Source organism: Mesorhizobium sp. CA6 (assembly GCF_020165035.1).
Classification (GTDB): domain Bacteria; phylum Pseudomonadota; class Alphaproteobacteria; order Rhizobiales; family Rhizobiaceae; genus Mesorhizobium.
Genome location: NZ_JAIUHI010000009.1, coordinates 157,401 through 183,303, shown reverse-complemented (window position 1 = coordinate 183,303; position 25,903 = coordinate 157,401). Strand labels below are relative to the sequence as shown.

At 60.9% G+C, this 25,903-nt stretch carries 28 protein-coding genes; 16 read left to right on the top strand and 12 right to left on the bottom strand.

Translation table 11 applies throughout. The features are described 5' to 3' along the window. The first annotated feature begins 31 nt into the window (after positions 1-31). On the top strand, positions 32-2,641 hold the full coding sequence (locus LB526_RS15895) for a TRAP transporter permease (protein WP_224628331.1): 2,610 nt from the start codon (positions 32-34) through the stop codon (positions 2,639-2,641). A gap of 16 nt (positions 2,642-2,657) precedes the next feature. On the opposite strand, the gene LB526_RS15890 is transcribed toward LB526_RS15895, so the two are convergent. Then, positions 2,658-2,981, bottom strand: coding sequence for a transcription initiation protein (locus LB526_RS15890; RefSeq protein WP_224628322.1), 324 nt, complete (start codon positions 2,979-2,981; stop codon positions 2,658-2,660). A gap of 113 nt (positions 2,982-3,094) precedes the next feature. Further along, positions 3,095-3,529, bottom strand: coding sequence for an EF-hand domain-containing protein (locus tag LB526_RS15885; protein WP_224628319.1), 435 nt, complete (start codon positions 3,527-3,529; stop codon positions 3,095-3,097). A gap of 466 nt (positions 3,530-3,995) precedes the next feature. Here LB526_RS15885 and LB526_RS15880 point away from each other — a divergent pair, with 466 nt between their 5' ends. From LB526_RS15880 to hxsA, 4 genes are read left to right on the top strand one after another with little or no spacing between them, the layout of a single operon-like run. After that, positions 3,996-4,271: a hypothetical protein gene (locus LB526_RS15880; protein ID WP_224628311.1), complete on the top strand. Its 276-nt coding sequence runs from the start codon at positions 3,996-3,998 to the stop codon at positions 4,269-4,271. Continuing rightward, on the top strand, positions 4,268-5,677 hold the full coding sequence (hxsB, locus tag LB526_RS15875) for a His-Xaa-Ser system radical SAM maturase HxsB (protein WP_224628310.1): 1,410 nt from the start codon (positions 4,268-4,270) through the stop codon (positions 5,675-5,677). The genes LB526_RS15880 and hxsB overlap by 4 nt, the downstream gene beginning before the upstream one ends. Further along, positions 5,674-6,783: a His-Xaa-Ser system radical SAM maturase HxsC gene (gene hxsC, locus LB526_RS15870; RefSeq protein ID WP_224628303.1), complete on the top strand. Its 1,110-nt coding sequence runs from the start codon at positions 5,674-5,676 to the stop codon at positions 6,781-6,783. The genes hxsB and hxsC overlap by 4 nt, the downstream gene beginning before the upstream one ends. Then, positions 6,780-7,334: a His-Xaa-Ser repeat protein HxsA gene (gene hxsA / locus LB526_RS15865; protein WP_224628301.1), complete on the top strand. Its 555-nt coding sequence runs from the start codon at positions 6,780-6,782 to the stop codon at positions 7,332-7,334. The genes hxsC and hxsA overlap by 4 nt, the downstream gene beginning before the upstream one ends. A 1,659-nt stretch (positions 7,335-8,993) precedes the next feature. Here the strand turns inward: hxsA and LB526_RS15860 are convergent. Then, the gene (locus LB526_RS15860) at positions 8,994-9,662 is read right to left on the bottom strand and encodes a DUF1236 domain-containing protein (protein ID WP_224628299.1); all 669 of its coding nucleotides are present in this window, start codon (positions 9,660-9,662) and stop codon (positions 8,994-8,996) included. A gap of 321 nt (positions 9,663-9,983) precedes the next feature. Between LB526_RS15860 and LB526_RS15855 the strand changes: the two genes are divergently transcribed. From LB526_RS15855 to LB526_RS15835, 5 genes are all read left to right on the top strand, one after another. Next, entirely contained in the window at positions 9,984-10,334 is a 351-nt protein-coding gene (locus LB526_RS15855; RefSeq protein ID WP_224532281.1) for an antitoxin Xre/MbcA/ParS toxin-binding domain-containing protein, read from the top strand. A gap of 11 nt (positions 10,335-10,345) precedes the next feature. Beyond that, positions 10,346-10,840, top strand: a complete 495-nt coding sequence (locus tag LB526_RS15850; protein ID WP_224605184.1) for an RES family NAD+ phosphorylase — start codon at positions 10,346-10,348, stop codon at positions 10,838-10,840. Between the two features lie 30 nt (positions 10,841-10,870). Beyond that, positions 10,871-11,422 carry a dienelactone hydrolase family protein gene (locus LB526_RS29790; protein ID WP_224628298.1) on the top strand — a complete coding sequence of 184 codons (552 nt, stop codon included), beginning with the start codon at positions 10,871-10,873 and terminating at the stop codon, positions 11,420-11,422. A gap of 500 nt (positions 11,423-11,922) precedes the next feature. Continuing rightward, positions 11,923-12,747, top strand: a complete 825-nt coding sequence (locus LB526_RS15840; protein WP_224604887.1) for a Ku protein — start codon at positions 11,923-11,925, stop codon at positions 12,745-12,747. Between the two features lie 45 nt (positions 12,748-12,792). After that, complete coding sequence (locus LB526_RS15835) at positions 12,793-13,386, top strand: SOS response-associated peptidase (protein ID WP_140843250.1); 594 nt, start codon at positions 12,793-12,795, stop codon at positions 13,384-13,386. A gap of 2 nt (positions 13,387-13,388) precedes the next feature. Here LB526_RS15835 and LB526_RS15830 read toward each other — a convergent pair whose 3' ends face one another. Next, a complete protein-coding gene (locus tag LB526_RS15830) occupies positions 13,389-13,769 on the bottom strand; it encodes a hypothetical protein (RefSeq protein ID WP_140843252.1) in 381 nt (126 codons plus the stop codon). Further along, positions 13,769-14,056, bottom strand: a complete 288-nt coding sequence (locus LB526_RS15825; protein ID WP_140843254.1) for a hypothetical protein — start codon at positions 14,054-14,056, stop codon at positions 13,769-13,771. The genes LB526_RS15830 and LB526_RS15825 overlap by 1 nt, the downstream gene beginning before the upstream one ends. A 141-nt stretch (positions 14,057-14,197) precedes the next feature. Here LB526_RS15825 and LB526_RS15820 point away from each other — a divergent pair, with 141 nt between their 5' ends. Continuing rightward, entirely contained in the window at positions 14,198-14,467 is a 270-nt protein-coding gene (locus LB526_RS15820; protein WP_140843256.1) for a hypothetical protein, read from the top strand. A gap of 3 nt (positions 14,468-14,470) precedes the next feature. Here the strand turns inward: LB526_RS15820 and LB526_RS15815 are convergent, their stop codons facing one another. Both LB526_RS15815 and LB526_RS15810 read right to left on the bottom strand, forming a co-directional pair. After that, positions 14,471-15,286 carry a plasmid partitioning protein RepB C-terminal domain-containing protein gene (locus LB526_RS15815; RefSeq protein WP_224628296.1) on the bottom strand — a complete coding sequence of 272 codons (816 nt, stop codon included), beginning with the start codon at positions 15,284-15,286 and terminating at the stop codon, positions 14,471-14,473. Further along, complete coding sequence (locus tag LB526_RS15810) at positions 15,283-16,842, bottom strand: recombinase family protein (RefSeq protein ID WP_224628293.1); 1,560 nt, start codon at positions 16,840-16,842, stop codon at positions 15,283-15,285. Before LB526_RS15810 ends, LB526_RS15815 begins: the two co-directional genes overlap by 4 nt. Before the next feature lie 66 nt (positions 16,843-16,908). Between LB526_RS15810 and LB526_RS15805 the strand changes: the two genes are divergently transcribed. From LB526_RS15805 to LB526_RS15795, 3 genes are all read left to right on the top strand, one after another. Beyond that, positions 16,909-17,169 (top strand): type II toxin-antitoxin system HicB family antitoxin, encoded by a 261-nt coding sequence (locus LB526_RS15805; RefSeq protein WP_224628292.1) that lies wholly within the window; start codon positions 16,909-16,911, stop codon positions 17,167-17,169. Between the two features lie 182 nt (positions 17,170-17,351). Next, entirely contained in the window at positions 17,352-17,669 is a 318-nt protein-coding gene (locus LB526_RS15800) for a YMGG-like glycine zipper-containing protein (RefSeq protein ID WP_224628291.1), read from the top strand. 194 nt (positions 17,670-17,863) lie between these two features. Continuing rightward, positions 17,864-18,961 (top strand): acyltransferase family protein, encoded by a 1,098-nt coding sequence (locus LB526_RS15795; RefSeq protein ID WP_224628290.1) that lies wholly within the window; start codon positions 17,864-17,866, stop codon positions 18,959-18,961. A 51-nt stretch (positions 18,962-19,012) separates the two neighbouring features. On the opposite strand, the gene LB526_RS15790 is transcribed toward LB526_RS15795, so the two are convergent. The 3 genes from LB526_RS15790 to LB526_RS15780 form a co-directional block, all read right to left on the bottom strand. Then, positions 19,013-20,185 (bottom strand): acyltransferase family protein, encoded by a 1,173-nt coding sequence (locus LB526_RS15790; RefSeq protein ID WP_224628289.1) that lies wholly within the window; start codon positions 20,183-20,185, stop codon positions 19,013-19,015. Between the two features lie 696 nt (positions 20,186-20,881). Next, complete coding sequence (locus tag LB526_RS15785) at positions 20,882-21,163, bottom strand: hypothetical protein (protein WP_224628288.1); 282 nt, start codon at positions 21,161-21,163, stop codon at positions 20,882-20,884. 400 nt (positions 21,164-21,563) lie between these two features. Beyond that, on the bottom strand, positions 21,564-22,625 hold the full coding sequence (locus LB526_RS15780; protein WP_224628287.1) for a site-specific integrase: 1,062 nt from the start codon (positions 22,623-22,625) through the stop codon (positions 21,564-21,566). A gap of 114 nt (positions 22,626-22,739) precedes the next feature. Between LB526_RS15780 and dusA the strand changes: the two genes are divergently transcribed. Beyond that, the gene (gene dusA, locus LB526_RS15775) at positions 22,740-23,738 is read left to right on the top strand and encodes a tRNA dihydrouridine(20/20a) synthase DusA (protein WP_224628286.1); all 999 of its coding nucleotides are present in this window, start codon (positions 22,740-22,742) and stop codon (positions 23,736-23,738) included. 46 nt (positions 23,739-23,784) lie between these two features. Here the strand turns inward: dusA and LB526_RS15770 are convergent, their stop codons facing one another. Together LB526_RS15770 and LB526_RS15765 are read right to left on the bottom strand one after the other, a co-directional pair. After that, entirely contained in the window at positions 23,785-24,489 is a 705-nt protein-coding gene (locus LB526_RS15770) for a TIGR02281 family clan AA aspartic protease (protein ID WP_095765387.1), read from the bottom strand. Positions 24,490-24,499: 10 nt separating this feature from the next. After that, a complete protein-coding gene (locus LB526_RS15765) occupies positions 24,500-24,730 on the bottom strand; it encodes a DUF1289 domain-containing protein (protein ID WP_095765388.1) in 231 nt (76 codons plus the stop codon). Positions 24,731-24,894: 164 nt separating this feature from the next. Between LB526_RS15765 and LB526_RS15760 the strand changes: the two genes are divergently transcribed. After that, entirely contained in the window at positions 24,895-25,890 is a 996-nt protein-coding gene (locus tag LB526_RS15760) for a nicotinate-nucleotide--dimethylbenzimidazole phosphoribosyltransferase (protein WP_263483281.1), read from the top strand. Positions 25,891-25,903: the final 13 nt, after the last annotated feature.

Sequence of the window (25,903 nt, the reverse complement as noted above, 5' to 3'; positions counted from 1 at the left end):
AATATGAAAGAGTAGGGGCCGAAGGAGAGCGATGACAGATCAGTTCCGCCAGGTGGAAGCGCCTGAAGACGTCGACCTCGACAAGCTGAACGAAATCGTGGCGGAGGCCGACACTGGTGGGCGCAAGCCGACAGGTCTCACGGCGTATCTTGTTGTGGCTGCGTCTCTGGCCTGGTCGCTGTTTCAGCTTTGGTACTCCTCGCCGATCCCTTACATGCTTGGCTTCGGCGTCGTCAGCGACGGGATTGCGCGCGCGATCCACCTGGCCTTTGCACTGTTTCTGGCACTCGTCACGTTTCCCGCCTTCAAAAGCTCCTCGCGCACTCGTGTTCCGCTGCCTGACTGGGTGCTGGCCGTGGCCGGGGCCGCCGCAGCGCTCTACCTCGTCGTATTCTACAGCGAGATTGCAACGCGGCCCGGGCTTCCCACGACGGCGGACCTCATCATCTCCATCGTTGGAATTGTCGTCCTGATGGAAGCTGCCCGGCGCGCCGTCGGCCCGGCAATCACCGTCATAGCCGGGCTGATGCTGATCTACATCTTCGTTGGGCCCTATATGCCCGGCCTGCTGGCGCACAAGGGTGCCACTCTGTCGCGCGCTGCCTCGCAGATGTGGCTCACCTCGGAGGGCGTGTTCGGCGTCGCGCTCGGCGTCTCGACCAACGTTGTTTTCATGTTCGTGCTGTTTGGAACATTGTTGGAGCGAGCAGGGGCAGGCGGCTACTTCATCCTGCTTGCCTTCTCGATCCTCGGCAAGTATCGCGGCGGCCCCGCCAAGGCCGGGGTCGTGGCATCTGGCCTGACCGGAATGATTTCAGGATCGTCGATCGCCAATGTCGTGACCACCGGCACCTTCACCATTCCCCTGATGAAGCGTGTCGGCTACACGCCGGTCAAGGCCGGCGCCATCGAATGCGCGGCCGGTGTCAACGGGCAGATCATGCCGCCGGTGATGGGGGCGGCCGCCTTTCTCATCGCCGAATATGTCGGTATTTCCTATGCTGAGGTAGTCGAGCACGCCTTGTTTCCAGCGCTGCTCACCTACGGCTCGCTCTTCTACATCGTCGACATCGAAGCGATGAAGATGGGCCTGAAGGGACTGCCGTCGCGCAGCCGTCATCCCGCCTTGCAAGGGGCCGTGCGATCTCTGATGGGTATCTGCGCGTTCGTGATCCTGGCTGGCCTCGTCTATTACGGCATCGGATGGACAAAGACTTTCTTCGGCAGCGCCGCCACGTGGATGATCGTCGCGGCGCTCATCATCGTCTACGTCGTTCTCGTCGCCTACAGGGCTAAGCATCCCGACCTGCCCCTGGAGAGCCTCAAAGGCGACATTCGGGAAATACCCCATTTCGGCGAGACGGCACGAACCGGGCTGCATTTCCTGCTGCCGGTCGTCCTCCTCATCTGGTGCCTGATGGTGGAAGAGCTTTCGCCAGGGCTCTCCGCCTTCTGGGGTTCCGCCGCGCTGATGGCGCTGGTCGTCACGCAGCGCCCGTTGACGGCGTTCTTCCGCAAGGAGCGTCAGCTTGCGCCGCGTTGGCGGGAAGGCTTCGTCGATCTCATCGAGGGACTGTCGGCCGCCGCACGCAACATGACCACGGTCGGCATCGCCACGGCAACGGCCGGCATCATCGTCGGCACGGTGCTCCTGACCGGCGTCGGTCTGGTAATGACCGAGCTTGTCGAGTTCATCTCGGCCGGCAGCTTCATGATTATGCTGCTGTTCACCGCCGTCATCTGCCTCATTCTGGGAATGGGCATGCCGACCACCGCCAGCTATGTCGTCGTGGCGACGCTGATGGCTCCGGTGATGGTCAATCTCGCGGCGCAGAACGACCTGGCCGTGCCGCTGGTGGCGGTGCACCTTTTTGTCTTCTATTTCGGACTGATGGCCGACGTGACGCCCCCTGTCGGTCTTGCTGCATATGCAGCCGCCGCGATTTCGGGCGCCGATCCGGTGAAGACTGGCTTCCAGGGATTCAAGTACGAAATCAGGACGGGGCTGTTGCCGTTCATCTTCATCTTCAACAACGGCCTGCTTATGATCGACCTGCAGGGCCCGCTGGATTTTGTCCTCGTCGTAGGCACATCCGCGCTGGCAATGATCGCCTTCGTTGCAGCGACGCAGAACTGGTTCCTTGTTCGAAATCGCTGGTACGAGGCCATAGCCCTCTTGCTGATCTGCTTCACGCTGTTCCGGCCCGGCTACTGGCTCGATCTGGTCGATGAGCCCTTTGTTGAAAAACCCGTGTCGCAGTTGAACCAGACTGTTGATGCGACCCCGGCGGGGCAGGCGGTTCGCCTCAGGTTGAAGACGGCCAACATCAATGGGGACGAGATCGAGAAGCTGGTCAGGCTCGATCTCGCCGAAGGCAAGAATGCCACGGAGCGGCTGGAGAGCGCAGGACTGAGCGTCAGTGAGCTGGGTGATAGCATGACGGTCGGCATCGTGCGGCTCGGAAGCCAGGCGGCGAAGTTCGGGCTGCAGCCCGGTGACGAAATCACCGGGGTCATGGTGCCAAACGACCGTCCATCGCGCTACTGGTTCGTGCTTCCCGCGCTTTGCCTGTTCGGTCTGGTTTTCTGGCTACAGAGGCGCCGAAAGCAGGCCGGCTTGCCAGTTGGAGCCGCTCCCTGAGGTATTGCCCTGTGTTTCATTTCAAGGGCCATACCTCAACTAGGCCGTGCGCGACAGCGCAGGGGACGTGCGAGATTTTGTCGATAGCGTCGCCCAGGTCAGCAGCTTCGATGACGGCAAATCCGGCGATCGGCAGGTCTGACGACATGAAGGCACCCTCCTGCGTTCTCACACCCGATGCATCCGGATTACGCACCTGCACCGGCGTCCCCACCCTCCCTATCAGGGCGCCTTCCGAGCGCAACCTCGCGTCCTGTTCATGAGCAGCATCCCTGACCGGTTGAGGCGTGCGATCGTATCCGGCCCGGTCGCCGTATTGGATTGTAACGAATTTTGGCATTGGGACGTCTCCTTTCGCGGTTTGCGGCGTGAAGCTCAGGCGAGAAGCTAACTCGGGCAAGACGAGATTGGCACGACTGCGTCGCCGTCTTGACCTGATTGCCGGGAGATCTCCTACCGCATGTCTTCACCGCCAGAGCCGTGCAAGAAGGACTGGATCTCATCCATGTCGACCTTCCCATCGCCATTCTGGTCGATTGCAGAGAAGATGCGCCCGACAGCATCCTGAACCTCGTTCTCGGACAACGATCCGTCGCCATTCGTGTCCAAGAACGCGAACATCAGTCGCATTCCCGCGCCGCGCATCATCATACGCGGGCCATGGTGTCCAGCCATCCTGTGCTCGCCGGACAGTCCGCCATAACGGTTTTTGTGCCACGGGGCCCCATGACGATCTGCGCTGTCCTGAGCGTTGTCATCCTCGTCTTGACGATTGTTGGCCACGTCAGAGCTTCTATCCTGCTGCATCCGCTCCTGGATGGCTTGGTCAATCATCTGGCGGATCATTTCACGCGTTGGGCCGCCCGCTTGCCCATTGGCATCCGGCAACTGCCCGGCGCCAGGCTGTTCGGTCGCCGGGGGAGGCACAGGGGTTCCGTTTGTCTGGGCGAGAGCAGGGAAACTAGCGAAAATAAGAACGGCGGCCGCAGCCGACGTGCAGCGAGGGAATCTCATGACATGCTCCATTTGGTTGGCCGTGGTCTGCCTCAAGCGGATTGGGCTGCCCAAACTGGCGGTATACTCGATTGTTCCGGCCGGTGTTTCTTCGGCAAGAGGGCATGAGGGACGGGTCGGGCAAACATGGTCAGAGCGATCGAGATCCGGAGCATCAAGTAGCTCATTCGTCCTCGTTTGGAACGCTGATACTTGAAACGGGTGTTGTAGCGGACCTTGCAAGTACGGGCTGGTGGCGGGAATTCGAAAACGTCGCAGGTGAGATCGATTCTGAAAGCGTTCCTCAAATATCCCGTTGATTGTTTATTCCGACCCGCGCATTATCTCCACGGGTGGGGACATGACGAAATTACCAGACGCTACTGATGTCGACGTTGTGGTGGAGATTCTGCCACAGTTCGAGAAATATGCCGATGCCGCGATGCTTCGGCTGCAGGTACTTTACCCCGCTTGCCGCATCGCGAGGCAAGACGGTGAAATATCAGTGAGATCATCCGGCTGGCTTGCCGAAGATCAGTTTCGCAAAGATGTTCTGCACTTCGTCTATCGCGAGAAAATCTATACGGAAACTCTGACATTGCGCCAGGCGCTCGTCGCCGCGGTCACGGCCCGATGAACGTCTGGCCGTTGAAGTTCCGCGACATGCCGGACGGTTCGGTCTTATTCTGCGACGATGCAGGCGGGTTTTTCAAGTCGAGGCACGGCTTCCTGGGTCGCTACGCCGCCGATAGCCTGACTACCGTCGACGAAAGCTTTCTAAGGGAGGGGAACCACGGTTTCGATCGGGAGTTCGACCTGCCCTGGACATCGTTCGCCTACAGGTGGGCGAGGCGGCAGGCGAGGCCGACGAGAATGAACTACGTCATCCTCGTGCCGACGCTCAGGTGCAATCTTGCTTGTGGTTATTGCCAGGTCTCCCGGGTTGCCGAGAAGGCTCGCGGCTTCGACTGGTCGGTCGAGACCCTTGCCGGCGTTCTTTCGTTCCTCGGCCGCTTGGACGGCCCGGACATCAAGATCGAGTTTCAGGGTGGCGAGCCCTTGCTTCGGGTCGATCTCCTGCAGGCTGTTCGGGATTTCTGCCGCGGAAAGTTTCCGCAATCTCAATTCGTCGTCTGCACGAACTTGCAGGCACTCGACGAGCGTGCATGGGCTTTCCTGGATGCGGATGACACATTCATCAGTACGTCGCTAGACGGAGACCGGACCACGCATGAGCGTCAGCGGACCCACGGCAGTGCGGTCACGGATGTGTTCCTTCGAAATCTCGAAGCGGCCGTTTCCCGCTATCCACAAGGGAAGATCTCGGCCCTGCCTACGGTGGACGTCGCCAACCCGCCGGATTTCAACGCGCTGCTGGACAACTACGAGCGCTATGGAATCCGGTCCGTTTATCTGCGCCCGATGAACCATCAAGGGTTCGCGCGCAAGGTTCAGCAAGGCGACAACGTCCTCGCGCGCTGGAATCGTCTCCATTCCGAATTCATCGACCTTCTCATCGCCCGCAACCATCGGACCGGGCGCTTCATGGAAGAGTACTACTTCAGCCAGTGCCTGAAGCGTGTGCTCCGGTTCGATGCCGACAACCACGTCGACATACGGAACCCGAACTACTTCGCCTCCGACTATGTCGTGATAGATCACGACGGCCGTTTCTATCCGACGGACGAAGCCCGGATGCTGTCCAGGATCGGCCGCATCGATCTCGGTATTGGTGACATCGGAACTGGCATCGACCGGGCGAAGGTCGACCTTCTCAATTCGGGGGCACTCAACCACTTCGATCCGGATTGCGTCCATTGCGCCTATCAGCCGTTCTGCGGCACAGACGTGATCGACGACATCTCCCGGTATGGCCGGATTGACGTTCCGCGGCCTGACACATGGTTCTGCGGCCGCCACTTATCGCTCTTCGACAAGGTCTTTGAGATCCTCTACCGCAAGGACGAGCCGACGCGCGCCTCGCTGGCCGCCTGGCTCGGGCTGGGCCGCTGGGACGACAGCATGGCGCCGGCACACCAATGATACCCTTGCGCATCAAGGTGGAGGCAAACGCTGACCAGCCTTTCGTCGTCCGGCTTCGCTCGTTTGAGGGCGTTGCCCGCGAACACAAGGCTGGACAACTGGCACCTTTCGACGTGGTGCTAGACTGCGTCGGCCCGGAAGGCGCCCGCTACGTCGGCGAAGGCGGTCCGATACGAATTCTTGGCATCGATCCTGCCAAGGTCGATGGAGACGTGCTGCTCGTGAACCCGCGGCGGGGAACCGCGGACCGCCTCATCCGCAACTCGTCGCGGCACAACACGTTCCTGGTGACGGAGCGCTGCGACCAGGTCTGCCTGATGTGTTCCCAGCCGCCGAAGAAACACCATGTCGACCTGTTCCCGTATTTCGAGACCGCGGCGTTGCTGGCTCCGGAAGGCGCAACGATCGGCATTTCCGGCGGTGAGCCAACCCTTTTCAAGGGACAGCTTTTCGATTTCTTGCAGCGGGTCTTGGCCGCACGTCCGGACCTTTCTTTCCATATCCTGACGAACGGCCAGCATTTCGCCGAAGGAGACCGGGAAGCGGTGAGCCGTATCGATCGGGGCAGGGTGGTTTGGGGTATACCCCTCTATTCCCGCGATCCCGCCGTTCATGACGAGATCGTCGCGAAGGCCGGCGCGCACGAGCAGTTGCTGGAAAATCTCGCGCTCATGTGCCGCCTGGGTGCCCAGATAGAGCTCCGCACCGTGCTAATGCGTCCGAATGCGGACGGGCTGCCCAAACTCGCAAGCTTCATTGCCGCGACTCTGCCGTTCGTCCGGACCTGGGCGATCATGCAGATGGAGAACATCGGATTCGGCCGGATGAACTGGAAGACCCTCTTCTACGACAGTTCGGAGGGATTCGACGTCGTCGGCCGTTCCATCGATCTCGTGAGGAGCCGAGGGATAGATGCCTGGCTCTACAATTTCCCGCTGTGCACGGTACCGGAGCCCTACCGTCTCCTGGCGCCATCCACGATCTCCGACTGGAAGCGCGCTTACCGGGAGGAGTGTGACGGATGCTCGGTGAAGGATCAGTGCGGGGGATTTTTCGAGTGGCATCCAGCGAACCACGGATATAGCAACTGGGGGGCTATCCAATGACGAAACGGCTTTTCGCGATACCGTCGCTGCTCGCGGCGGGATTCTTGCCAGCAAATGCGCAGGCGCTGCCGACCAAGCCAACTTTGGACGGCGATGCCGGAAAGACGAAGTCGCTCTTCGACATCTTCAAGCTCGACCACCTGTATACGCTGGCCGGACATCGCAGCCACAGCAGTCACAGCAGCCACAGTTCGCACTCCAGCCACAGGTCGTCGACGGGCGGCTATTCCTTTGTCCCGCCGGCGCCGAGCGAACCGGCTCCGTTGTATAGTGCCCCTTCAACGCCCGCGCCGAGCTACCAGGCGCCCGCAATCGCACCAACGCCCGCGCCGCTCAAGACGCTTCCGGGCAACGCCTACAAGTTCAAGGAGATCGTCCAGGAGGTCCAGTTCGCCCTGCTCGCATTCGGCTACTACAGCGGCGAGATAGACGGCGAGATGAATCCTGAATTGAGGGCCGGGCTGTTGCGCATGCAGGCGGACTACTCGCTCAAGGTCACCGGGACGATCACGCCGGAGACGCTGACTGCGCTGAGGATTGAAGCGCGCTAGCTCCAGGTTGCAGGGCCAGCCTGCATGACCGAACCAGCTAGCTAGTCGGCGCCGCAGCTTGAAAGATTCGACAGGGCTTGACGAACGACACGCGCGAATCCGGCCGCGACGTGCCGTCACAAAGCAGGGCCGCGCCGGTGTGCTTGCAATCGCTTTCGCCCGCAAGGAGAGCGGCTCCCAAGCTGGCGGACTGGTGGTGAGGAGAGGAATTCCGTTCTCTAAAGCCGTCAATCCTCGACGAGTGGCCCGATCTGGGCGACCTCAGCCCTTGCCGCATCCGCAATGAGCTTCGCCTCTCGCATCAGCGAATTCCAATTCAAGCCGATCAGGAGAGCAAGTTCTTGCGCCTCCCAAATGCCGGTTTGTTTTCTTTGGCGGCGCTCGCCGGCGTGTGATCGAGATCGTTCACCACCCAAACTCCACCCTGAAACCAAGTGCCATCACTGCGGCAAGGTTCACGGGAAATTAAGAAAACTCTGTGTGAAAGAGAAAGCGGGCCGGCCGTTAGGGCAACGACCGGCCCACTTCCATGAAGCCTCGCAGCAGCGTCCCGGAGAGACGGGGGTAGGTCAGGGACAAACAGCGTCTACAGGCTCTACCTTAACCATAGCATACATTAGCAAGTGCTGATAATCAACTTTTGGCGAACGGAACGTGAACCTCGAGTGGAAAGGGGTAAGCGCTGGCTGCGGCCGTTCGGCTTCTTCTGGCGCATCCTCTTGCCGCTCGCTAAGCCCCGGTTCTGGCAGGGTGGCCGTCTTCACCGCCGCCGCCAGGTGGAGCAAATTCTTCCGGCCGCTGATCGCCACCAACTCCGGCGAGACCCGCAGGCGCTCGGGCTGGCAACTTTGGTCGGCGACGCGGCATTTTGATCAAGTAAAGCGTGCTGATCGCGTCCGCGGCCGTGGCGACGCTGCCGACGGCTTCCTACTCGCCTTGGAGCGCCACTTCGTGCGCGGCATCGCCGCGACGGGCATCAGGGCTGACGATGGGCGAACATCGAGATCGCCGTCGACGATCTGCGCCGCGGGCTCTCGACGCAAGGCGGATCGATCTGGCGGCCGGAGATCAATCTCGGCCAAGCCTGACGGCCGCTGCTATGCCGCAAGGCTCGGATCGCGATGCGCTAAGGCCGGCTGCTTTCCATTGATCCGTTCGACAATAAGGTCAGCGCCGCCAGTTCCTTGGCTGATCGGACTAATGTCGTCCGACGTCCAATAGCCTGAGACAAGCAGTGTACCTGCATGGCGACAATTGGCTTGGCGACTGGCTCGTTCGAGGGGGCGACGCCGAGGCATCACTGTCGATCCCATTTCAGGCAGAGCGTCATCCCTATCGCGCACTACAAACTTCGAATGCGAGGGATGAGCTTCGAGGCGATCCTCAGGTCGGCCAGCGGACGATGCCGCTCGGGCCCCTCTGGCACCGCTGTTTTCCGCTGAGACCGGCGACCACACCTGAGCGCCGGCGGCGTGGAAGCCGGCGCCTTCGGGCCCCACCGAAGCGCTTGATTTCAGTGGGCGGAGAACGCGGCCGCGTCGTTGGGCCAACAAGCATCCTGAGACGGCGCGGCCTCCATCGTCTGGCCAACGGGCACATGCGGCTCGGCGTCGAGACCGCTCCTGTGCTGTCACACGACTTTCCTGCCGATTGGCACGTTCAGCCTTCCACATAGACGATGCGGCGCGTCGACGGCTCAACCAACACCGGTCGGTTGTTCACATAGACATACCGGTACCGGTAGTTCGGGATCTTCTGCAGGGCTACCGTCGCAGGCAGAGTCGCGCCTGTCACAACCTTGCCTTGAAGGTAAACAGGCTTGACCCGGTGCTCGGTGATGTAGGTGCGCACCTGTTCGGGGGGAGTGATCACGGTACCAGCCGCACCGCCGCCCACGATCCCCGCCGCGCCGCCCACAGCAGCGCCTACCGGTCCTCCGATGATAGCGCCGGCGATCGCTCCGGTGGCGCCGCCGGCGACGGCTCCAGCATTAGCCTGATCGCGAGGAGCTTTCACGACCGCGATGCCTGAATTGGCCGGCCGCTCGGTTAAGACAACCCGATTGCCGCCAAATTCTGCGGTGACGAAATCGGAATAGACCCAGCCTTGACCACCGGCCTCGGCGATGGTGCACCATTTCGAGTTTTGCAGACAGCCGTTCAGTGTGGCCGTCTGGCCCGCCCGCAGCACGCCGATCACCGGATACTGCGAGCCCGGACCAGCACGAACGTTAAGGTTTGTAGTAGCCGATACGCGGGTATCGGCAAAAGCTGCGCCCGACAAGGCGACAAGCGCGCCTGCCACTGCAGGTAACAAAAGCCTTCTCATGGTTCTGTCTCCATTTCATGATTCCCTTCAGAGCCAAAAACGAGGAAGAGCCATGTGCGTTCCGCTGGCGGAATTGCTGAACGGATATCATTTGGGTCGCTCTGCAGCCCCCGCTTAGTCTAGACATGTCATCGTCGAAGCGGTCTATCTCGCCGGATGCCATCGACATGACTTCACGCACCACCGGCGGAGCACAGAGTCGTTGAGGTTCGACCGCTGGAACAGCCATCGTCGCGAGGAGAAATGGCGCAGCTCTTGAAATGCCGGCATTGCTGACGCTATATTGCGTCATAGTTTTTGGCGGTGCACGGAGGTGCTGCGATGGGCCTGGCACGATATGCGGATAACGGTTTGTTCGCACCGAAGAAGATCGCGGACGCTTTCCGCACCACGAGCGCGGAGATCGCCCGTACCGCTGGTCTGGGGAAAGATGCGGTCCAGCGCCGGGAGCGGGTGCGCTCAGACAAGACGCAGCGCCGCCTGCGCGAGATGGTGGAAATCGTGAACAAGGTCGAGCCGCGATTTGGCTCCGCGCTCATGGCCTATGCCTGGTATCGGTCCGAGCCGCTGCCGGGATTTTCGGGGCAGACGGCCATGCAGCTCGTGCGGGAAGGTCGAGCCGATGAGGTTCTCGACTTCATCGACGCGGTCGATGCGGGGATTTACGCCTGACCATCGCCGCCATCGCCTATTCGGGCCGGCTCTACCGCGCTCTCAATCCGATGTATGCCCGCGAGCCTATGTCGGGACGCGGTGCCGAGCTTTATGGAGGACGTTTCAACCCCAAAGGCATGCCGGCGCTCTATGCGTCGACCTCGGTGCTGACGGCTTTGCGCGAAGCCAACCAGGTAGGCGATCTGCAGCCGACGACGCTGGTCGCTTATCGTGCCGAGATCGAGGCCGTCTTCGATGCGGGCGACCCCACTGCTCTTGCAGCAATGGGCCTCGATGCGGCGGTCCTGGCCGATCCAACATGGCGCGACCAGATGAGAGACCATGGCGAGGCGCATACACAGCGATTTGCCCGTGAGCTGGTCGCGCAAGGCTATAATGGCCTGCTCGTGCCGAGCTTCGCCAAGGGCGCCGCACTCGGCGACTTGAATCTGGTTCTGTGGCGATGGGGTGACGCTGCCCCATCCAGACTCGAGCTAATCGACGACGAGCACCGGCTCGGTTGATCTAGCCGGCCGCTGCCCGCGTTGCCAACTATGCTGCCTTCGACAGGAGACGGGAACTCAAGTCTGACGGAAAGAGTGCTTGCACTTTCAGCCCAGTACGGTGCCGCTGTGCTTAAGCCATCCGGGTCATTTCGTCGCCACCTAGCGCGACCTTGTCGATCATCTACATCGGTGGGGAAGTGCCATCAGTTGGCGGTTGGAAGACGTGCCGGAGAGCGTAACGATTACGAAGCCGTTCGCCATGGTGCAAATCATCACTGCTTTATCGATTCTGATCCTCACGGTCTTCCAGAAATCCCGGATAATGTTGGCCGCGGACCCCGCGTGCAGGTGCACGTTGCTAGCCCTGATCCTTTCGCCCCCTCCGATCAGGTCTCCGAGTGGTCGAACGGCGCGGCCAGGTTGAGGGTGCCGGCGAGCGTTTATTCATATCCGGATGCGGGCCATTTTTTTACTGACAGCGAACTTGCCGACTATGACGCCAAGGCCGTGAGACGCTTGGAAGCGGGCCATCAGGTTCTTGGAGGTGGTCGTCGTCTCCTGAGTCTCCAATGTCTCGCGGCCGGCCCTGGCCTAAAATGACCACGATTTCGCGGTTGCCAGGCAACGGCTTCGAGTTCGAGTTCGTTGGCGTAGCCCAGGGCAGGAGATCGTCGATTTGGCTATTTGGGTGGCCGTTGACGAGCCGTGTTCATCACTCAACCGTGAGATGTGCGAACGACCTGGCAGCGCGTGCAGGAACACGCTGGCTCGGCGCCGAAGGGCCTGAAGCGACCCCCACGCAATAGGTTCGGCCGGGCTTAATAGGGCGACTGCAACACATGCGCGGCGAAGACGACCTGCGACACGCGTCATTGCAGGACTTACCCGAGGATGGAACGTAAGGCGCCTGGCAGCCTTAGTTGTCGGGTGACGCACCCTCGCCAGATGGCGCGTTATCCTCGGACTGCCCACTGTCCGAGAGCCTGCCATCCGTCCCTCGCGGGTGGCAGGCTCAAAAAGCTTATCGATTTCTGGGAAACTGAACGAAGTCGGAACCCCCGGCGGGCGCCGGTGTTTCTTCGTCTAACGGAGGATGAAACATGGCAGCGCCGCGCGCGGTTTGGAAGGGTTTCCTGAAATTTGGATCGGTCGCATGCGGCGTAAAGCTGGTGGGAGCAACCACTGAGGCGGGGAAGGTCCATTTCAAGATTCTGAACCGCGAAAACGGCTTGCCGGTTAAGAGCGCCTATATCGATGAAGGAACCGGCGACGTCGTTCCTTCAGAAGATCAGATCAAGGGCTACGAGGTTGAGAAGGGCGACTTCCTCGAAATCGAGCCGGACGAGATCAAAAAGCTGAAGCTCACGTCGCAGCACACGCTCGACATTGAGGGTTTCGTCACGATCGATGAGATCGACACGAGGTATCTGGAAAAACCCTATTACGTCATCCCGGCCGACGGCGCCGCTGTTGAGACGTTTTCGGTGCTGCGGGAAGCAATGGCCAAGAAGCGGGTCGCGGCGCGATCTTGTGTTGTGCTGTACCAGCGGGGCAGGGAAGTCATTATCCAGCCCTTCGGCAAAGGAATGCTGTTGACCGAGTTGCGAACCCACAACGAGATGATTTCAGCAACGAGCGTCTTCGACCACGTGAAAAGCCCCAAATACGACAAGGATCTCCTCGAAATTGCTGGGCTGCTGATCGACAAGAAGGCAACAAAGTTCGACCCCTCGAAATTCGAAGATACCTATGAGGATGCGCTGATCGCCATGATCGAGGCCAAGCGCAAGGGCAAGAAGCCGCCCAAGCCGGCGCCGAAACCCAAGGAGAACGTGGTGGACCTAGCTGCAGTGCTGAAGAAGAGCCTCGCCGCGGAGGGCATCAAGGGGCGGCCAAACGCAAAGCCCGCGCGAAAATCCGCGTAGCATGGCAACGGACGGCCCCGTTCGGATTCCTTTTGTGGGGACAGCATGTGCAACGACTATGAGCAGCATGTCGCCTGGGCCGAATATTGCCGGATGATGGCTTCGCTGGCGCTGAAGATCCCGGCTCATCAAACTGAACTCGATCTTCCCCAAGCTGATGATATCCGCATCAATGATCCGGCGCCGATTATGCTCGCTGCCGGAGACGGAGTTGAACTTGCGTCGATGACGTTTGGGTTTCCGCCGGCCGGCCCGAAGGGAGGGCCAGTGTTCAACTTCAGATCGGAAGGACGTCGTTTCGCTGACAGCAAACGCTGTCTGGTCCCGGCCTCGGCGTTCTTCGAATTCACTGGCACCAAATACCCGAAGGCGAAACACCGCTTCACTCTGAACGGCGCTCCTTTCCTGGCTATCGCCGGGCTCTGGCGGGAAGCGGCCGGCAACAAGCCGCCCACCTTCACCATGTTGACGACCGATCCCGGGCCGGATGTCTCGCCATATCACAATCGCCAGGTGGTCGTTCTTCAGCCCGAAAACTGGTCAGCGTGGCTTGATTTGTCGAGACCGGAGAGAGAGTTGTTGCGACCCTTGCCGGCGGGATCGTTGTCCGTTGAAACGGTACGGCCAGAGCGCGCCTGAGTTCAGTTGCGGAGAGGCTCCGGCACACTGAGCGGTCCAATCTCGAAAATCCGCTGATAGAGGCCCTTGCGGCGCCAGGCGCCACGTGCGCGTCCATTCTCCCTGTCGCGCTTGGGATCGAACATGATCCCGCCGAAGTGGTCAAGGAATGCGGCGGCGGCATCGCGATCAGCGAAACAATGCAGTCGCCATTGCTCCTGCTTGCCGTCTTCCCAGATCGCGATCACGGATCGCGTCCGGCAAGATAGCCGTTGCTCCTCAAGAAACCGCCGGATCAGCGTGAAATTGTGTGCCGTGCAGATGTCGTCGGGCAGCGCCACCTGGTGCGGCATATCGCGATCGATCATCGTTGGCGGCGGAATGCTTCGGCTGCGGGCAGCCATTAATTGCTCAATTTCCGTCGTCTGGTTTCAAAGGCTTGCTGCAAATCGATGTCGGTCTGGTCGCGCATCGCATCGGAAAGCGATATCGCCAGGTCAAGGCTGTCGGGGTAGATCGCCATGATCCAAGCGGCCGTCAGCTCTGTAATCGCCTGCTTCTGGCTGACATCTGACAGTCCACGCAGGTGCTTTGCCATCTTTTGAGCTGCTCGGTGGATGGCAGGCATTTCGCGCCTGACGGTTGCGTAGATTTCGGGCTGCTCGGCTTCGGTCGCACGCGTCGGTTTCATGGTTCTGTCTCCTTTCGCAAACAGTGAACGAAAAGAGAACAAAAAGTCAAGACTCACCTTGACCGCATGAGAATATGTTCCTCAATTCAGAGGATGCCGGAACAACCTGAAAAGTGGCCACGAGGCCAGGCTTGGACGCTGATGCATGCCCATGAGGCAGGGCAGATCGCACGCATCTCCTGCGGCCATTGCCACATAACACGACATTACAAACCGATCGAGCTGCGCGAGGTGATCGGCAATGTCACCATAAACCAGGTGCGAGAAAAGGTACGTTGTCAGGCCTGCGGCAAGCGGGAGTGGATGTCGGCGGAACTCTTCCATCCCTACGGACAGGAGCTTGTGAGCATCCGTTTCCGGCGCCTTAAGGAAATACGATGGGAAAGGCGTGTGATTTGGCGCGACGAGTAAAGTCTATTTGAGAACCGTCAAGTTATGAAACTCTTCGAAACGACCAGGGAAATTGCGTGCGAGATACCGCACCACCCTGGAATTATCCATCAGCCGGTCAAAATAGCGGCAGGCGGCCACGAGTTCCAGGGTCGCTGGTCCGCGCCGGTCGAGCGCATTCAAAAATGCGCGGCTAAGGTTGGCCAAATCGCACTCCATTTTTCCCCTCCGGTCTTCGGAAAGGCTGGCGAGCTCAGGTTGCGGATGGAAATCTTCAACCAGGAGCGACCGTTGCGTGAGGGCGACGAGCATCTTCACATAGTTGAGACTGACCGGCCCCCTGGCAATCATCAAGCGCGCAATCTCTATTTGCCGGACCGGAAGCACCGTCCGCAGCAATGCGAAAAGCCCCGCGGGCCCGGTGCAGTCCCTCAGCAGATCGAGGACGTCCGGGCAGATCTCGCCGGCTGAAATCGGATTGGCGTCGGCGGAGATAAGTTGCGATGAGGTCTGCGCAGGCGGCGAGCCGCTGATTCTCCGCGCCAATGTATTTGGCATTGTGGCAAGGCCTTCGGATGCCAACAGGTCGCGGAACTGCCCGTCGCCTGCTATCAGGCGTACCGCCACTGCGATCGTGTCCAAACGCTGCTCCAGTTCTTCCACCTCTGCGATGAAGGCACGCTTGCGGCTGCATTCGGCGTCGTAAATCCTAAGGAACTCGGGAGTGGAACGGCGCATCTTCGGGCGTAGCTGATCGGAGGCCAACGCCCCGGCATGTCGGCGGTCGTTGTTGAGGAGAATCTTGTGGGCAGCTTCCCGGCTCAGCCGCTTCGGCCTCATGTTGCGCTCTCGACAGCGACCCGCTCCGCCAGAGCAAGCAGCGGCATCAATGTGGGGAAAACATAGGAATCCAGAAACGCTCCGTTGTGGGCGTGCAGATCACGTTTGCCGGCGATCTCACGGGCGGGAGCAATCAGGTAGTCTCGAATGGTGAGGTCGCCGGGATTCATCCGGATCAGGACATAGATGTCCGCCAACGGTTGCCGATCAGTCTTCACAAACCATCGTGGATAACCGAAGTAGGAGGCTCTGCAGCGCGCTATTGCGATCGCAACAGTGACTTCCTCGTTGATCTGCACGATGCCTGTCTCCGCGTCATAGGCCGCAACCGCGCCTCGCGCTTCAACTGCGGCCACGAAATCCTGAATCGCCTGCAGCCTCACGGCATCCAGTCGTCGGTTGACGTGGATGTAGCGGTAGTTCTTGGGCGCCTGGTATCCGATCAGCTCATAGGCTTTGACGAGTGTCCCAAAGCGCCACCAGTATCGTTGGGCGGGCGGGCAGTCGGGTGCGGCGTCGATGATGAAGGTGGACAGGGCACCACGGCGTGCCAGCAGCGCCTTGAGGGCGTCCAACATCTCCTGATCGGACATGTGGCGGTGGATAGTCTTAAGCAAAATCTGCGCGCGTCTGAATAGCTTGCGATCGACGATCGGCTCCAGGACGTTCTCCACCCGAAGCCACTGTTCAGGAGGATTGTGGACTCGATGGCTTTTGAGCCTGGTCGAGCCCCTGTTCCAGACGCTGTTGCCAATGTAGTTCTCGTTGGTCAGCAGCGAGTGGACAGATTCTCGCGTCCAGCGGCGCTCCAGGTCGGTCAGCAGGCCGCGGTTGTTCAGGGTTCGGGCAATCTCAAGCTGTGACTTTTGTGTTCTGACAAAGTGGTTGAAGATCCATCTCACGGTCGCAACCTCGTCGGGCGGTCCATGGATCAGAACGATGCGATCCGTCTGCAGGTTCTTGTACTCGTAGGACGACAGGATGCCTTTGGGATGCCCATGTTGATCGACAAGCAGGCGCCGTAGGCCAAACCCTGCCTTGCCGCCCTGTCGGAAACCCATCCGGATCAGCCTCGCCTGGCCAATGAAGACTTTCTGCGACAGCATCCTGCTGTGCTCCGCGGCCATGCTGCGCTTGATTGCCTTGAGCACATCGGATCCGATGCTGCCGTCGTTCGCGAACTCTTCCGCGCAGAATTCGATGCGCACGCCAGCCATCTGGCATCGGTACTCGTATGCGGCGCTCTCATCAATATTCTGGAACCGGCCCCATCGGCTCACGTCATAGACGACGACAGTCTCGAAATCGGCCAGCCCATGTTCGACGTCAAACAGCAGCTTCTTGAGGCCGGGTCGGCTTTCCATATGCAATCCGCTTCGGCCGGGATCTTCATATGTGGCAACGATGTCGTACCCCATGACCTCGGCATAACTGCGGATTGCATCCCTCTGGTTATCGAGTGAGTAGGTCTGGTGGTCGGTGGACATTCGCAGGTATTGCGCGGCACGAACGATCCTCCTCCGAAGGGGGTCGCCTGCCGCCGCAAACTTGTCCATGGGCTTTGCACCGTCGTGCCGGCACTTTAAATTAGCGGTCGTGGGCCGTACGGCAAGGGGACTGGAATGCAGCAATATGTCGGGCTGATTCATAAAACAGAGGCGAGCGACTACGGCGTGTCGTTTCCCGATTTTCCCGGGCTGATCACGGCCGGTGCAACTATCGCCGAGGCGCGTGACCTCGCGGAACAGGCCCTCGCCTTCCATGTCAATGGAATGATCGAAGACGCGGCGCCAGTTCCAAAACCCACCCCGATCCGACGGATCGAGGCAGATCCGGATCATCCCGACCGAACCTTCATCCTGGTGCAGTTGAACATCAGCTGACCGCGCGGATATTTACCGTTCCCAAGGCCACTTTTCGGTTTGGCAACCATGGCATTCAACCGGCGGGAAACCGTGATTCACTTCGTGAGAGGTTCCGCCGCCGTTCCGCCGCAATGCGACCGCACTCGGAATTTTGTTCGCCCCAGTCTGTCAGTCCCCGGGGCTTCAGAGGAGTTCGAGTGATGTTTATCAAGAAGGCCATTCTCGCGGTGGTGATGACCGCGGCGCTCGCCGGCTGCGAGACGCAAACCGAAGGCCAGCAGCGGGCCACCACTGGCGCATTGCTCGGCGGCGCCGGCGGCGCGCTGGTCGGCCAGGCGATCGGCGGCAACACCAAGAGCACGGTGATTGGTGCCGCGAGCGGCGCGCTTCTCGGCGCTGTGGTCGGCTCAGCCACCACACCGCAGCGCCGTGGCGAGCAGCTCTGCCGCTATCAGGACCGCTACGGGCGCATCTACACCGCGCCCTGCGACGACCGGTATTACAACGGCGATTATTGATACTGTCGGGTCTTCCTTCTCTCCTTTAACGCATCTCGTTTGGGGAGAAGGTGCCCTCCCGTTCCCGCGGACCAGGGAACCGCGGTGGGTGCATACCACTAGCGTGCGCCGCAAAAGGTTCTTGTGCGACGCAGCAATCAATGCGTAGATTGATTTGGGCGACTTTGGCGGGTTCGGGATGACCGGAGATCGGTTTGAGACCGGAGACGACCCACTTCGACGCGCTTCACGGTTTGCGTGGCATCGCCGCTGTTCTGGTGATGCTTGGACATTTTCGCGAGCTGACGGCGCAGCACCTTGATCTAGCGCCGTCGGGTTTCCTCGCAGTCGACTTGTTCTTTCTGCTGAGCGGCTTCGTGATTGCCCACGCCTATGACGAGAAGTTCCGAAAAGGGATGTCTTTCCGGGAATTCGCGGAAGCCCGCATCGTCAGGCTCTACCCGTTATATTTCGCCGCCATAGGTATCGCCATGGCCGGCGTGGGCGTGTCCATCGCGATGCACGGGCTAGGCTCGTATTCGCGGCTGGATTTGCTTGCGAGCCTTGCTTTTTCCCTGCTTTTCCTGCCGACGCCGCCGACGCTTTCGATCGTTCCAAGCGTGCTTTTTCCGCTTAACGGTCCGGCTTGGTCGCTTTTCTACGAACTGGTCGCGAACGCTTTTTTCGCCGCGCTGGCCTTGAGGCTTACCGGCCGCTCGCTCATCGCTATCTCCGGCCTTGCTTTCCTGGCGCTAGCGCTGATGGCCTGGGACGGCATGATGATCGGCGGCGGCGCCCATTGGCACAGCACAATCGCTGGTCCCGTCCGGATCGCCTTTTCCTTCTTTCTCGGCGTTTATCTGCGGCGATACTCGATGGGGGAAAACCGGGACGGCAATCTCTACATGCCGTTTCTCCTGGCGCTTTGCGCCGGGCTGATGATCTTCCGTCCGGCCACAAATGCGCAATTGTACGATCTGGCGATGATAGTGCTGGTCTGGCCCTGGCTTGTTCTAACGGCTTCCCGCTTGCGGCTCTCGGGCTTCTGGCGCGCAATCGCCCTGTTCTCCGGCAACATCTCCTACGCCATCTATGCGCTCCACACGCCGCTGACCTGGATGGTGAACGTCCTGAACGAGTTCGCCACCGGAACTCCATGGAACCAGCACGGCCTGACGTTCATCGTGGTGACATCCATCCTCGTCATCGCGGTTTCGACATTCGCGCACTATGTCTACGACAAGAATGCCCGCACCCTGCTGCGGCATCTGCTTTCGCTGCGGCGCGCACGCGAAGAGGTGACGCAGTTCTAGCCGAAGGCCGGCATGGCTGGCGATCGGACCACGCGCTAGTCGGTGCTAATGCTACTCGGCGGGACTTGGCTTAAGCGCCGGCTTCTTCCGCGCGAACCGGCTCAGCACCGCCCGGCCGAGTTGCTGGCCGGGCATCTCGATGACCCTGTAGGTGACGAAGGAGAGAAGGCAGACCACCGGCAGCACGATCGCCAGCACGATGGCGAAGCGCAGCGGCGCGTCCATCTCCTGGCCGTAGCGGGCAATGACGAATGCCGCGACGGGCTGCAGCACCAGAAGATGGATCAGATAGATGCTGTAGGACAGCTCGCCGAGCACGTGGAAGACGCCCCCGCCCAAGGCGACGGCGGTCCTTCGCGCCACCGTGCCCGCCACGCCCGGCAGCATCCGATAGAGGACAAGGGCAAAGAAGCCCAGCACCAGCGCTTCGCGTATCAGGAATTTCGAAAGCCCGTAGCCGTCGCCAAAGGGAATCGCAGCAAGCGCCATGGCCAGGGCCAAATGCAGCAGTGGCCTCGGTTGGCTTTGTGCCAGCACGCCCGCCAGCAGCATGCCGCAAAGAAACACCTGGATCTTCAGCGGCAGGAAGGATGGCATCGGGAAATGGACCGACAGCGACTTGAGGATCATCACAGCCAGGCCGCCGAGCGCCGCCACGAGTATGGCGCTCCATGTCCAGTCGAAGCGGCGCACCAAAAGCATCAGCGCCGGGAAGGCTGCGTAGAACTGCATTTCCAGGCCAAGGCTCCAGTCTGGCAGCGGCGTCCGGTAGGCGAGGTTCGGCGACAGGCCGAACAGGAATGCCAGATGGGCGACGATGTTCTTCAGGCTGCCGTCGAGGAATCGCTCGGGCGCCTGTGGCGCGCGCTGCAGGAAGGCATCGATAACCGTCCGTGACTCATAGAGATACGGCCCGAGCGCCAGGGCGAAGAGCAACATGACGTAGAACAGCGGCGCAATGCGAAAATAACGTCGCGACCAGAATTTCAGCCAGGTCTCAGGCCTTTGCCAGGGCTCCTTGTCCTGGCGCAGCTGATAGTGGAACACCATCAGGAAGCCGGAAAGCATGATGAAAAGATCGACGCCAAGCGCAGGGTCGCCAAGCACCGGAAGATGCCAGCCAGTCAGGAGCAGGCAGTGTCCGACCAGCACCCACAATGCTGCGGCGGCGCGAAGGCCGTCCAGGCATTCGATGCGTGATGACTCGGTAAGGCTACTATTCATGCTGCAATGCAGCATGGCGAGCGAGCCACGAATGTCAACCCGCGATGTGACCAGAACAAGCCGGCGGCAACGGCTGGGTTGGCGCTCTACAACAATCTCGTTGCTAGACGGGAATTGGCCGGACGCCCGCTCGGACGTTCGATGCTAAGGCCGAAGCGCTGCGGCTACACGCCGAGATAAGCCACTCGCTGCTGGATATCGTCCTGGATGCCGGACATATGGTGCATCAAAGCAAGCCGCAGGCGGTTCTAGCCATGATTGATAAGATTGCGGCTCTCGCGAGCGTTGCCGACCCTGTCTTTGGAATCACTCGATGATGCGACAGCTCCAAGCGCGCACCGTCGGGTTTCGATCGGTGGCGGCTGCGAGCCCACAGGGGCGGCCGCCAAATAGGTAGTGAAGATATTTTTCTGCGTATTTTGTAATGACGTGCTCGCGACACCCAGAGTTGTGGCAGCGTGGGTTTTCGCTGCCACGAGATCAGTGGGGATTGCCGGCTTTGGGACGGTAGCAGCAGCACTGCTTTGCAAGGGGGTACTTCGGGCTGCTTATGGGCTGAGATCCCAAGGACCGCGCGTTGGCCAGCCGGGCGCACAGGCCGAGATAACGATTCTAAAGACCTCCCTGGTGCTCGTCCCCATTGATCGTAAGATCAGCTCTGCGAGAGCTATTGCCAGTCCTCCAGGCCGCCTCGCGCTATGGCTGGAGAAGTGCGCCACCATATTGCGCCCAAAGGTGTTCGCAGTCCCATATCCTCAAGCTTGGCGCTCCTGGTTCCCCATATAAGACCATTGCACCGCGAACGTCGTATCCAAGCACCGAGGCATTGGCGACGAACTGGATGGCGTGCCCTAAGCTGATGGCGCCGATCCGGGCTTCAATCTTGCTGGCGAGGTCGATCACTCCGAAGATTTCCGCATCCGTGCCTCTGCCGGCCAAAACAGCCATCGAGATCGCACCGTCCAGGGCAAGGAGCATCGCGTGAGTCCCCGTAAGCAGCGCTTGCTAACTTCGATAAGCGAAATTGGTTCCGCGTCCTGCATGAACCTGAGATCAACCTTCAGTTTCCGTCGCCTGGTGGATATCCGTTAGGGGGAGCGAGTGATCTGGCGCTATGAGTAAATGAACAGCGGGAGCGGCTGCGACACTCTGCTCGGTGGGCCAGGACGAGTCGGGGCCTAACAGTCAAGGACGCGGCTCAGCGTTATCGCGGAGAACGCTTTTTACCCGTGTCCTTCGCCGGCTTAACTCCCCGGCTTGCGGCCAAGATTTGCTAGCCGGGTATCATTTGACGCCGGCGTCGGAAACGGTCCTGGACGCCCACAGGCTTGCTTACAACAACGTCCGAACACCATAAAAGGTGACCAGGTCTGGCGGGCTACGCCATCCTCGCTATGGGAATATTGTGAAGCATTTCAGGCTTCAAATGGGTGTATCGTTTCAACATCTTCCAGTCCTTGTGCCCGGTAACCAGTGCTACTTGTTCAATCGTGAAACCCGCCTCGAAAAGGCGGCTTGTGCCCTCATGACGCAAGTCATGGAAATGGAGGTCGTGGATGCTCAGGACAGCGCATCCCCGACGGAAGGCGGTCCCGACTGATTTGTGATTGAATGGGAAGATTGGATCATCGTCATTGCTTCGCTTTGCGCGCTGTTCCTCAACGATGGCCCATGCGTCGTACCCAGTTGCCGCGAATAGCGGTATGCGCTGATTATTGCCATTCTTGTTGCGCGGGTCTTTCCGGTCGCGGATGAGAAGCATCCGCGTGCGAGAATCGACGTCAGACCACCGCGCTTTGCAGATCTCCTCCTGCCGCATGGCCGTAGCGACGGCAAAACGTATGATGCGACCGACGGGCGCTATCTGCAAAGGGTTTGAATTGAAGTGGGCGATGAGCCTGTCGAGTTCATCCTGGGTAGGCCGCCTGTCGCGCTCACATCCCTTGCCGACAAGGCCGAGGCGCTTAAGTGCGATGCGCGCGAGATCCACGGGTTCGACCTTGACCGGTAGGCCATGGACGGCCGCAGCATGAGACAGGACAAGCTTTATAAAGCCGATGTCAATGCCGAGAGTCATCGGTCCAGCACCTTGCGCGGCCCGGTCACGACCAAAACGAATGAGCCGTTCGCGATCGAGCCCCGCGACATGGCACTTCCCCAGATCTCTTTTCAGCATCGCAAGGGCCGCAGCCTTGGAGCGGCGAGGGGACTTGCCTACATCGCACATGTCCTCGATATGAAGGTCTATGAGTTCGCCGAAAGTTTTCAGGCGCGCTATACGGGACTTGGTCGGCGTCTCACCGCGATCAACTTGGCGCTCGGTTTCGGTCGCCCAGCGGCGTGCGTCGTCTCTCCGCAGGAAAGTCTCGCTGGCGTAGCGACCTTTGCGACGGACTTGCACACGCCAGGAACCGGACGAGAGCTTTGTGTAGGTGGCCATTTTTCGTGTGCGCTCCGTGTGCAATGAGAGGTCGAAACGTGGCGAAAAGGGTCGTATTCTGGCGTAAATTAGTGTGCACTCGGCGCCCTCTAACGATTTGATACTAAAGAAAAAATGCTGAAAAATCAAGAGCATAGGATAGCCGTTGCGCCCATGATGGACTGGACGGACCGGCATTGCCGGTTCTTCCACCGTCAGCTGACGCGCCGCGCGCTGCTTTATACCGAGATGGTGGTGGCGGATGCGGTCATCCATGGCGCGCGCGAGCGACTGCTCGGTTTCGACAATGTCGAGCACCCGGTTGCGCTACAACTTGGCGGATCGGATCCCGCAAAGCTCGCCGAGGCAGTGCGGATCGGCGAAGCCTTCGGCTATGACGAGATCAACCTCAATGTCGGCTGTCCATCCGATCGCGTCCAGTCGGGGACGTTCGGTGCCTGCCTGATGAAGACGCCGGTTCTGGTCGCCGAGTGCGTCGCGGCGATGAAGGCCGCGGTGAAAATCCCCGTCACGGTCAAATGCCGCATCGGCGTCGACGATCAAGACCCAGGGCCTGCGCTCGACATGCTCGCCGACGGCGTGCTCGCCGCCGGCGCCGACGCGCTCTGGGTGCACGCCCGCAAGGCTTGGCTGGAAGGGCTGAGCCCCAAGGAAAACCGCGAGATCCCGCCGCTCGATTACCCGCGCGTCTATCGGCTGAAGGCCAGAAAGCCGGACGAATTCATCGGCATCAACGGCGGCATCCAGTCGCTCGCCGAGGCGTCGGCGCATCTTTCCCATGTCGACGGCGTGATGCTCGGCCGCGCGGCCTATCATACGCCGGGGATCCTGACCGGCATCGATGCCGCCTTCTATGGCGAGACGCCTGCCGCCTTCGATTATTCGGCGCTGATCGATGCCATGGCCGGCTATGCCGCGCGCCATATCGAGCGGGGCGGGCGGCTCGGCCACATTACCCGCCATATGGTCGGACTGTTCCACGGCTTGCCTGGCGCGCGCCGCTTCCGGCAGATCCTCTCCACCGACGCGAACAAACCTGGCGCCGGGCCGGAGGTGCTGAAGACCGCGTTTTTGGCAATCGATTTCGCGGCGGCAGAAGCCGAGGCAGCCTGACTGTCGGCTAATGCGTGTCGCGCCGCATACTGCCGCGCGACACGCATCAGTCCCGCAGGATCATGCGGTCGCCGCGTACGTCAAAACCCGATAATGAGCCGATGAAGTTCATGCCGAGTAGGCTTTGGTCAAGCATGCCGGGCGCGGCGACCATCACCGACATGTCCTTGCGCACGATGCCGCCGATCGCTACCTCGTCGGTCCTGACCGTCGCAGCGCGCGCCCTGCCATTGGCCGTGGCGACATCCACGCTGTAGCTGAGCGCCGCCGGGTTGAAGCCCGCGGCTTGAGCATCTTCAGATGTCAGCACCGTGCTGGTTGCGCCGGTGTCGACCACCGCGCGCACCGGCGTGCCGTTGACCAGGATGCGAGCTTCGAAATGGCCGTTGTCGGCTTTGTCGAGCGTGACGGTCGGGCGGCCATTCTCCACGCCTAAAGCCAACGGACTGCCCGGGACAAAGCCGGCGGTGACGCGGCTCGCCACATCCTGCAACTCGTAGCGATACTGGTAGCCGGCGATCAGCACGAGCACGAATGCCGCCCAGACGCCCAGATTGCGCGCCATGTCGCCCAGCGGTCGGCCGGAGCGGAGCAGGCTCGCACCGATCACCATCACCAGGACGCCGACCCAGATAAGCCGGCCGAAATCATTGTTGTTCATGCCGAAAGTGCGGCCGGCCGAATTGTTGAGCATGAGCAGCACGACCCCGACGCCGATCACCGCCATGACGATCCAGAACAACCGGTTCATCGGTTTCTTCTCACAGAACGCCGCGCTCGCGCGCCATGCGGGTACGCCGGGTTTCGCGGCGCGGCCGCCGCTCGACCGTTTCGAGCCGCGCGGGCAGTTCGGCCATCACCGCCCGGCGCGTTTCAGGGGTCATCGCGAGCCAGGCGGAAATCTCGTCGCGTGTTCGGCCGCAACCAAAGCAGAAGCCGGTTTTCATATCGATCGAACAGACCAGGATGCAGGGAGATTCGATGGCGGTCATGCTGTTCTCTTGGCTTTATTCCACATGGTGCAACCGCCGGAGCAATGCAAGCCCTCCGCATTGCGCCGCAAGGCGACGCGTTCGCGGCATCGCCAGGCAGTTGTGCCGGATGGAGAAGGCGGCTATGCCGCCTGCGACTTCCGCAACGAACTGCGACCGACATAATGCCTGCTAAGCCTTTCGACGATTTCCGAAACCTTCTGGCGGCCCTGCCGCCGGCCGACGATGCGGCGAGCGCCCGCGTCCGGGCGCTTTTCGCCAAAGCCGAAAAGCCGAAGGAATCGCTCGGCCGCGTCGAGGACATCGCAGCCTGGATTGCTGCCTGGAGCGGCCGCGCGCCGCCGGCGATCAATCGGCCCCTGGTGGCGATCTTCGCCGGCAATCACGGCGCCGTCAGGCACGGCATCTCGCCGCGGCCGGTGGCGGCGACCGCAAATGAAGTCGAACTCTGCGCCGCCGGCGGGGCCGCGATCAACCAGGTCTGCATCGCCAACGATCTCGGCCTGAAAGTCTTCGACCTCGCCTTGGATATCCCCACAGGCGACATCACCGAGGAGGCCGCGCTCGATGAACGCGGCTGCGCCGCAACCATGGCCTTCGGCATGGAAGCGGTCGCCGGTGGCGCCGACCTCCTTTGCCTGGGCGATCTCGGAGTCGGCAATTCGACGATCGCCGCCGTGCTTTGCGCCGCGCTGTTCGGCGGCAACGGCATCGACTGGGTTGATCCAGGGGCGGGCGCCGACGCAGCGATTATTGCGCGCAAGGCTGAGGTCGTCGATCGGGCGCTGGCATTCCACGGGCCGGATTTGAGCGACCCGCTCGAAGCCTTGCGCAGGGTCGGCGGACGCGAATTCGCGGCCATCTGCGGCGCCATTCTCGCGGCGCGCATGGAGAAGATCCCCGTCCTGCTCGACGGGTTCGCGGCGACTGCGGCGGCCGCCGTCCTTTATGCCGCCAATCCAGGCTCGCTCGATCATTGCCTGCTTGCCGGCCTGTCGCCGGAACCCGGCCACGCCAAGGCGGCCGAAAGGCTCGGATTGCGGCCGCTGTTCGATTTCGGGATCAGCCATGGCGAAGGGGTAGGGGCTGCTCTCGCCGCCGGTATCGTCAAGGCCGCGGCACTGACCAGCTCGGGCATGGCGCTGGCTGTGCGGCTTTAGCGCCCGGCGGAAA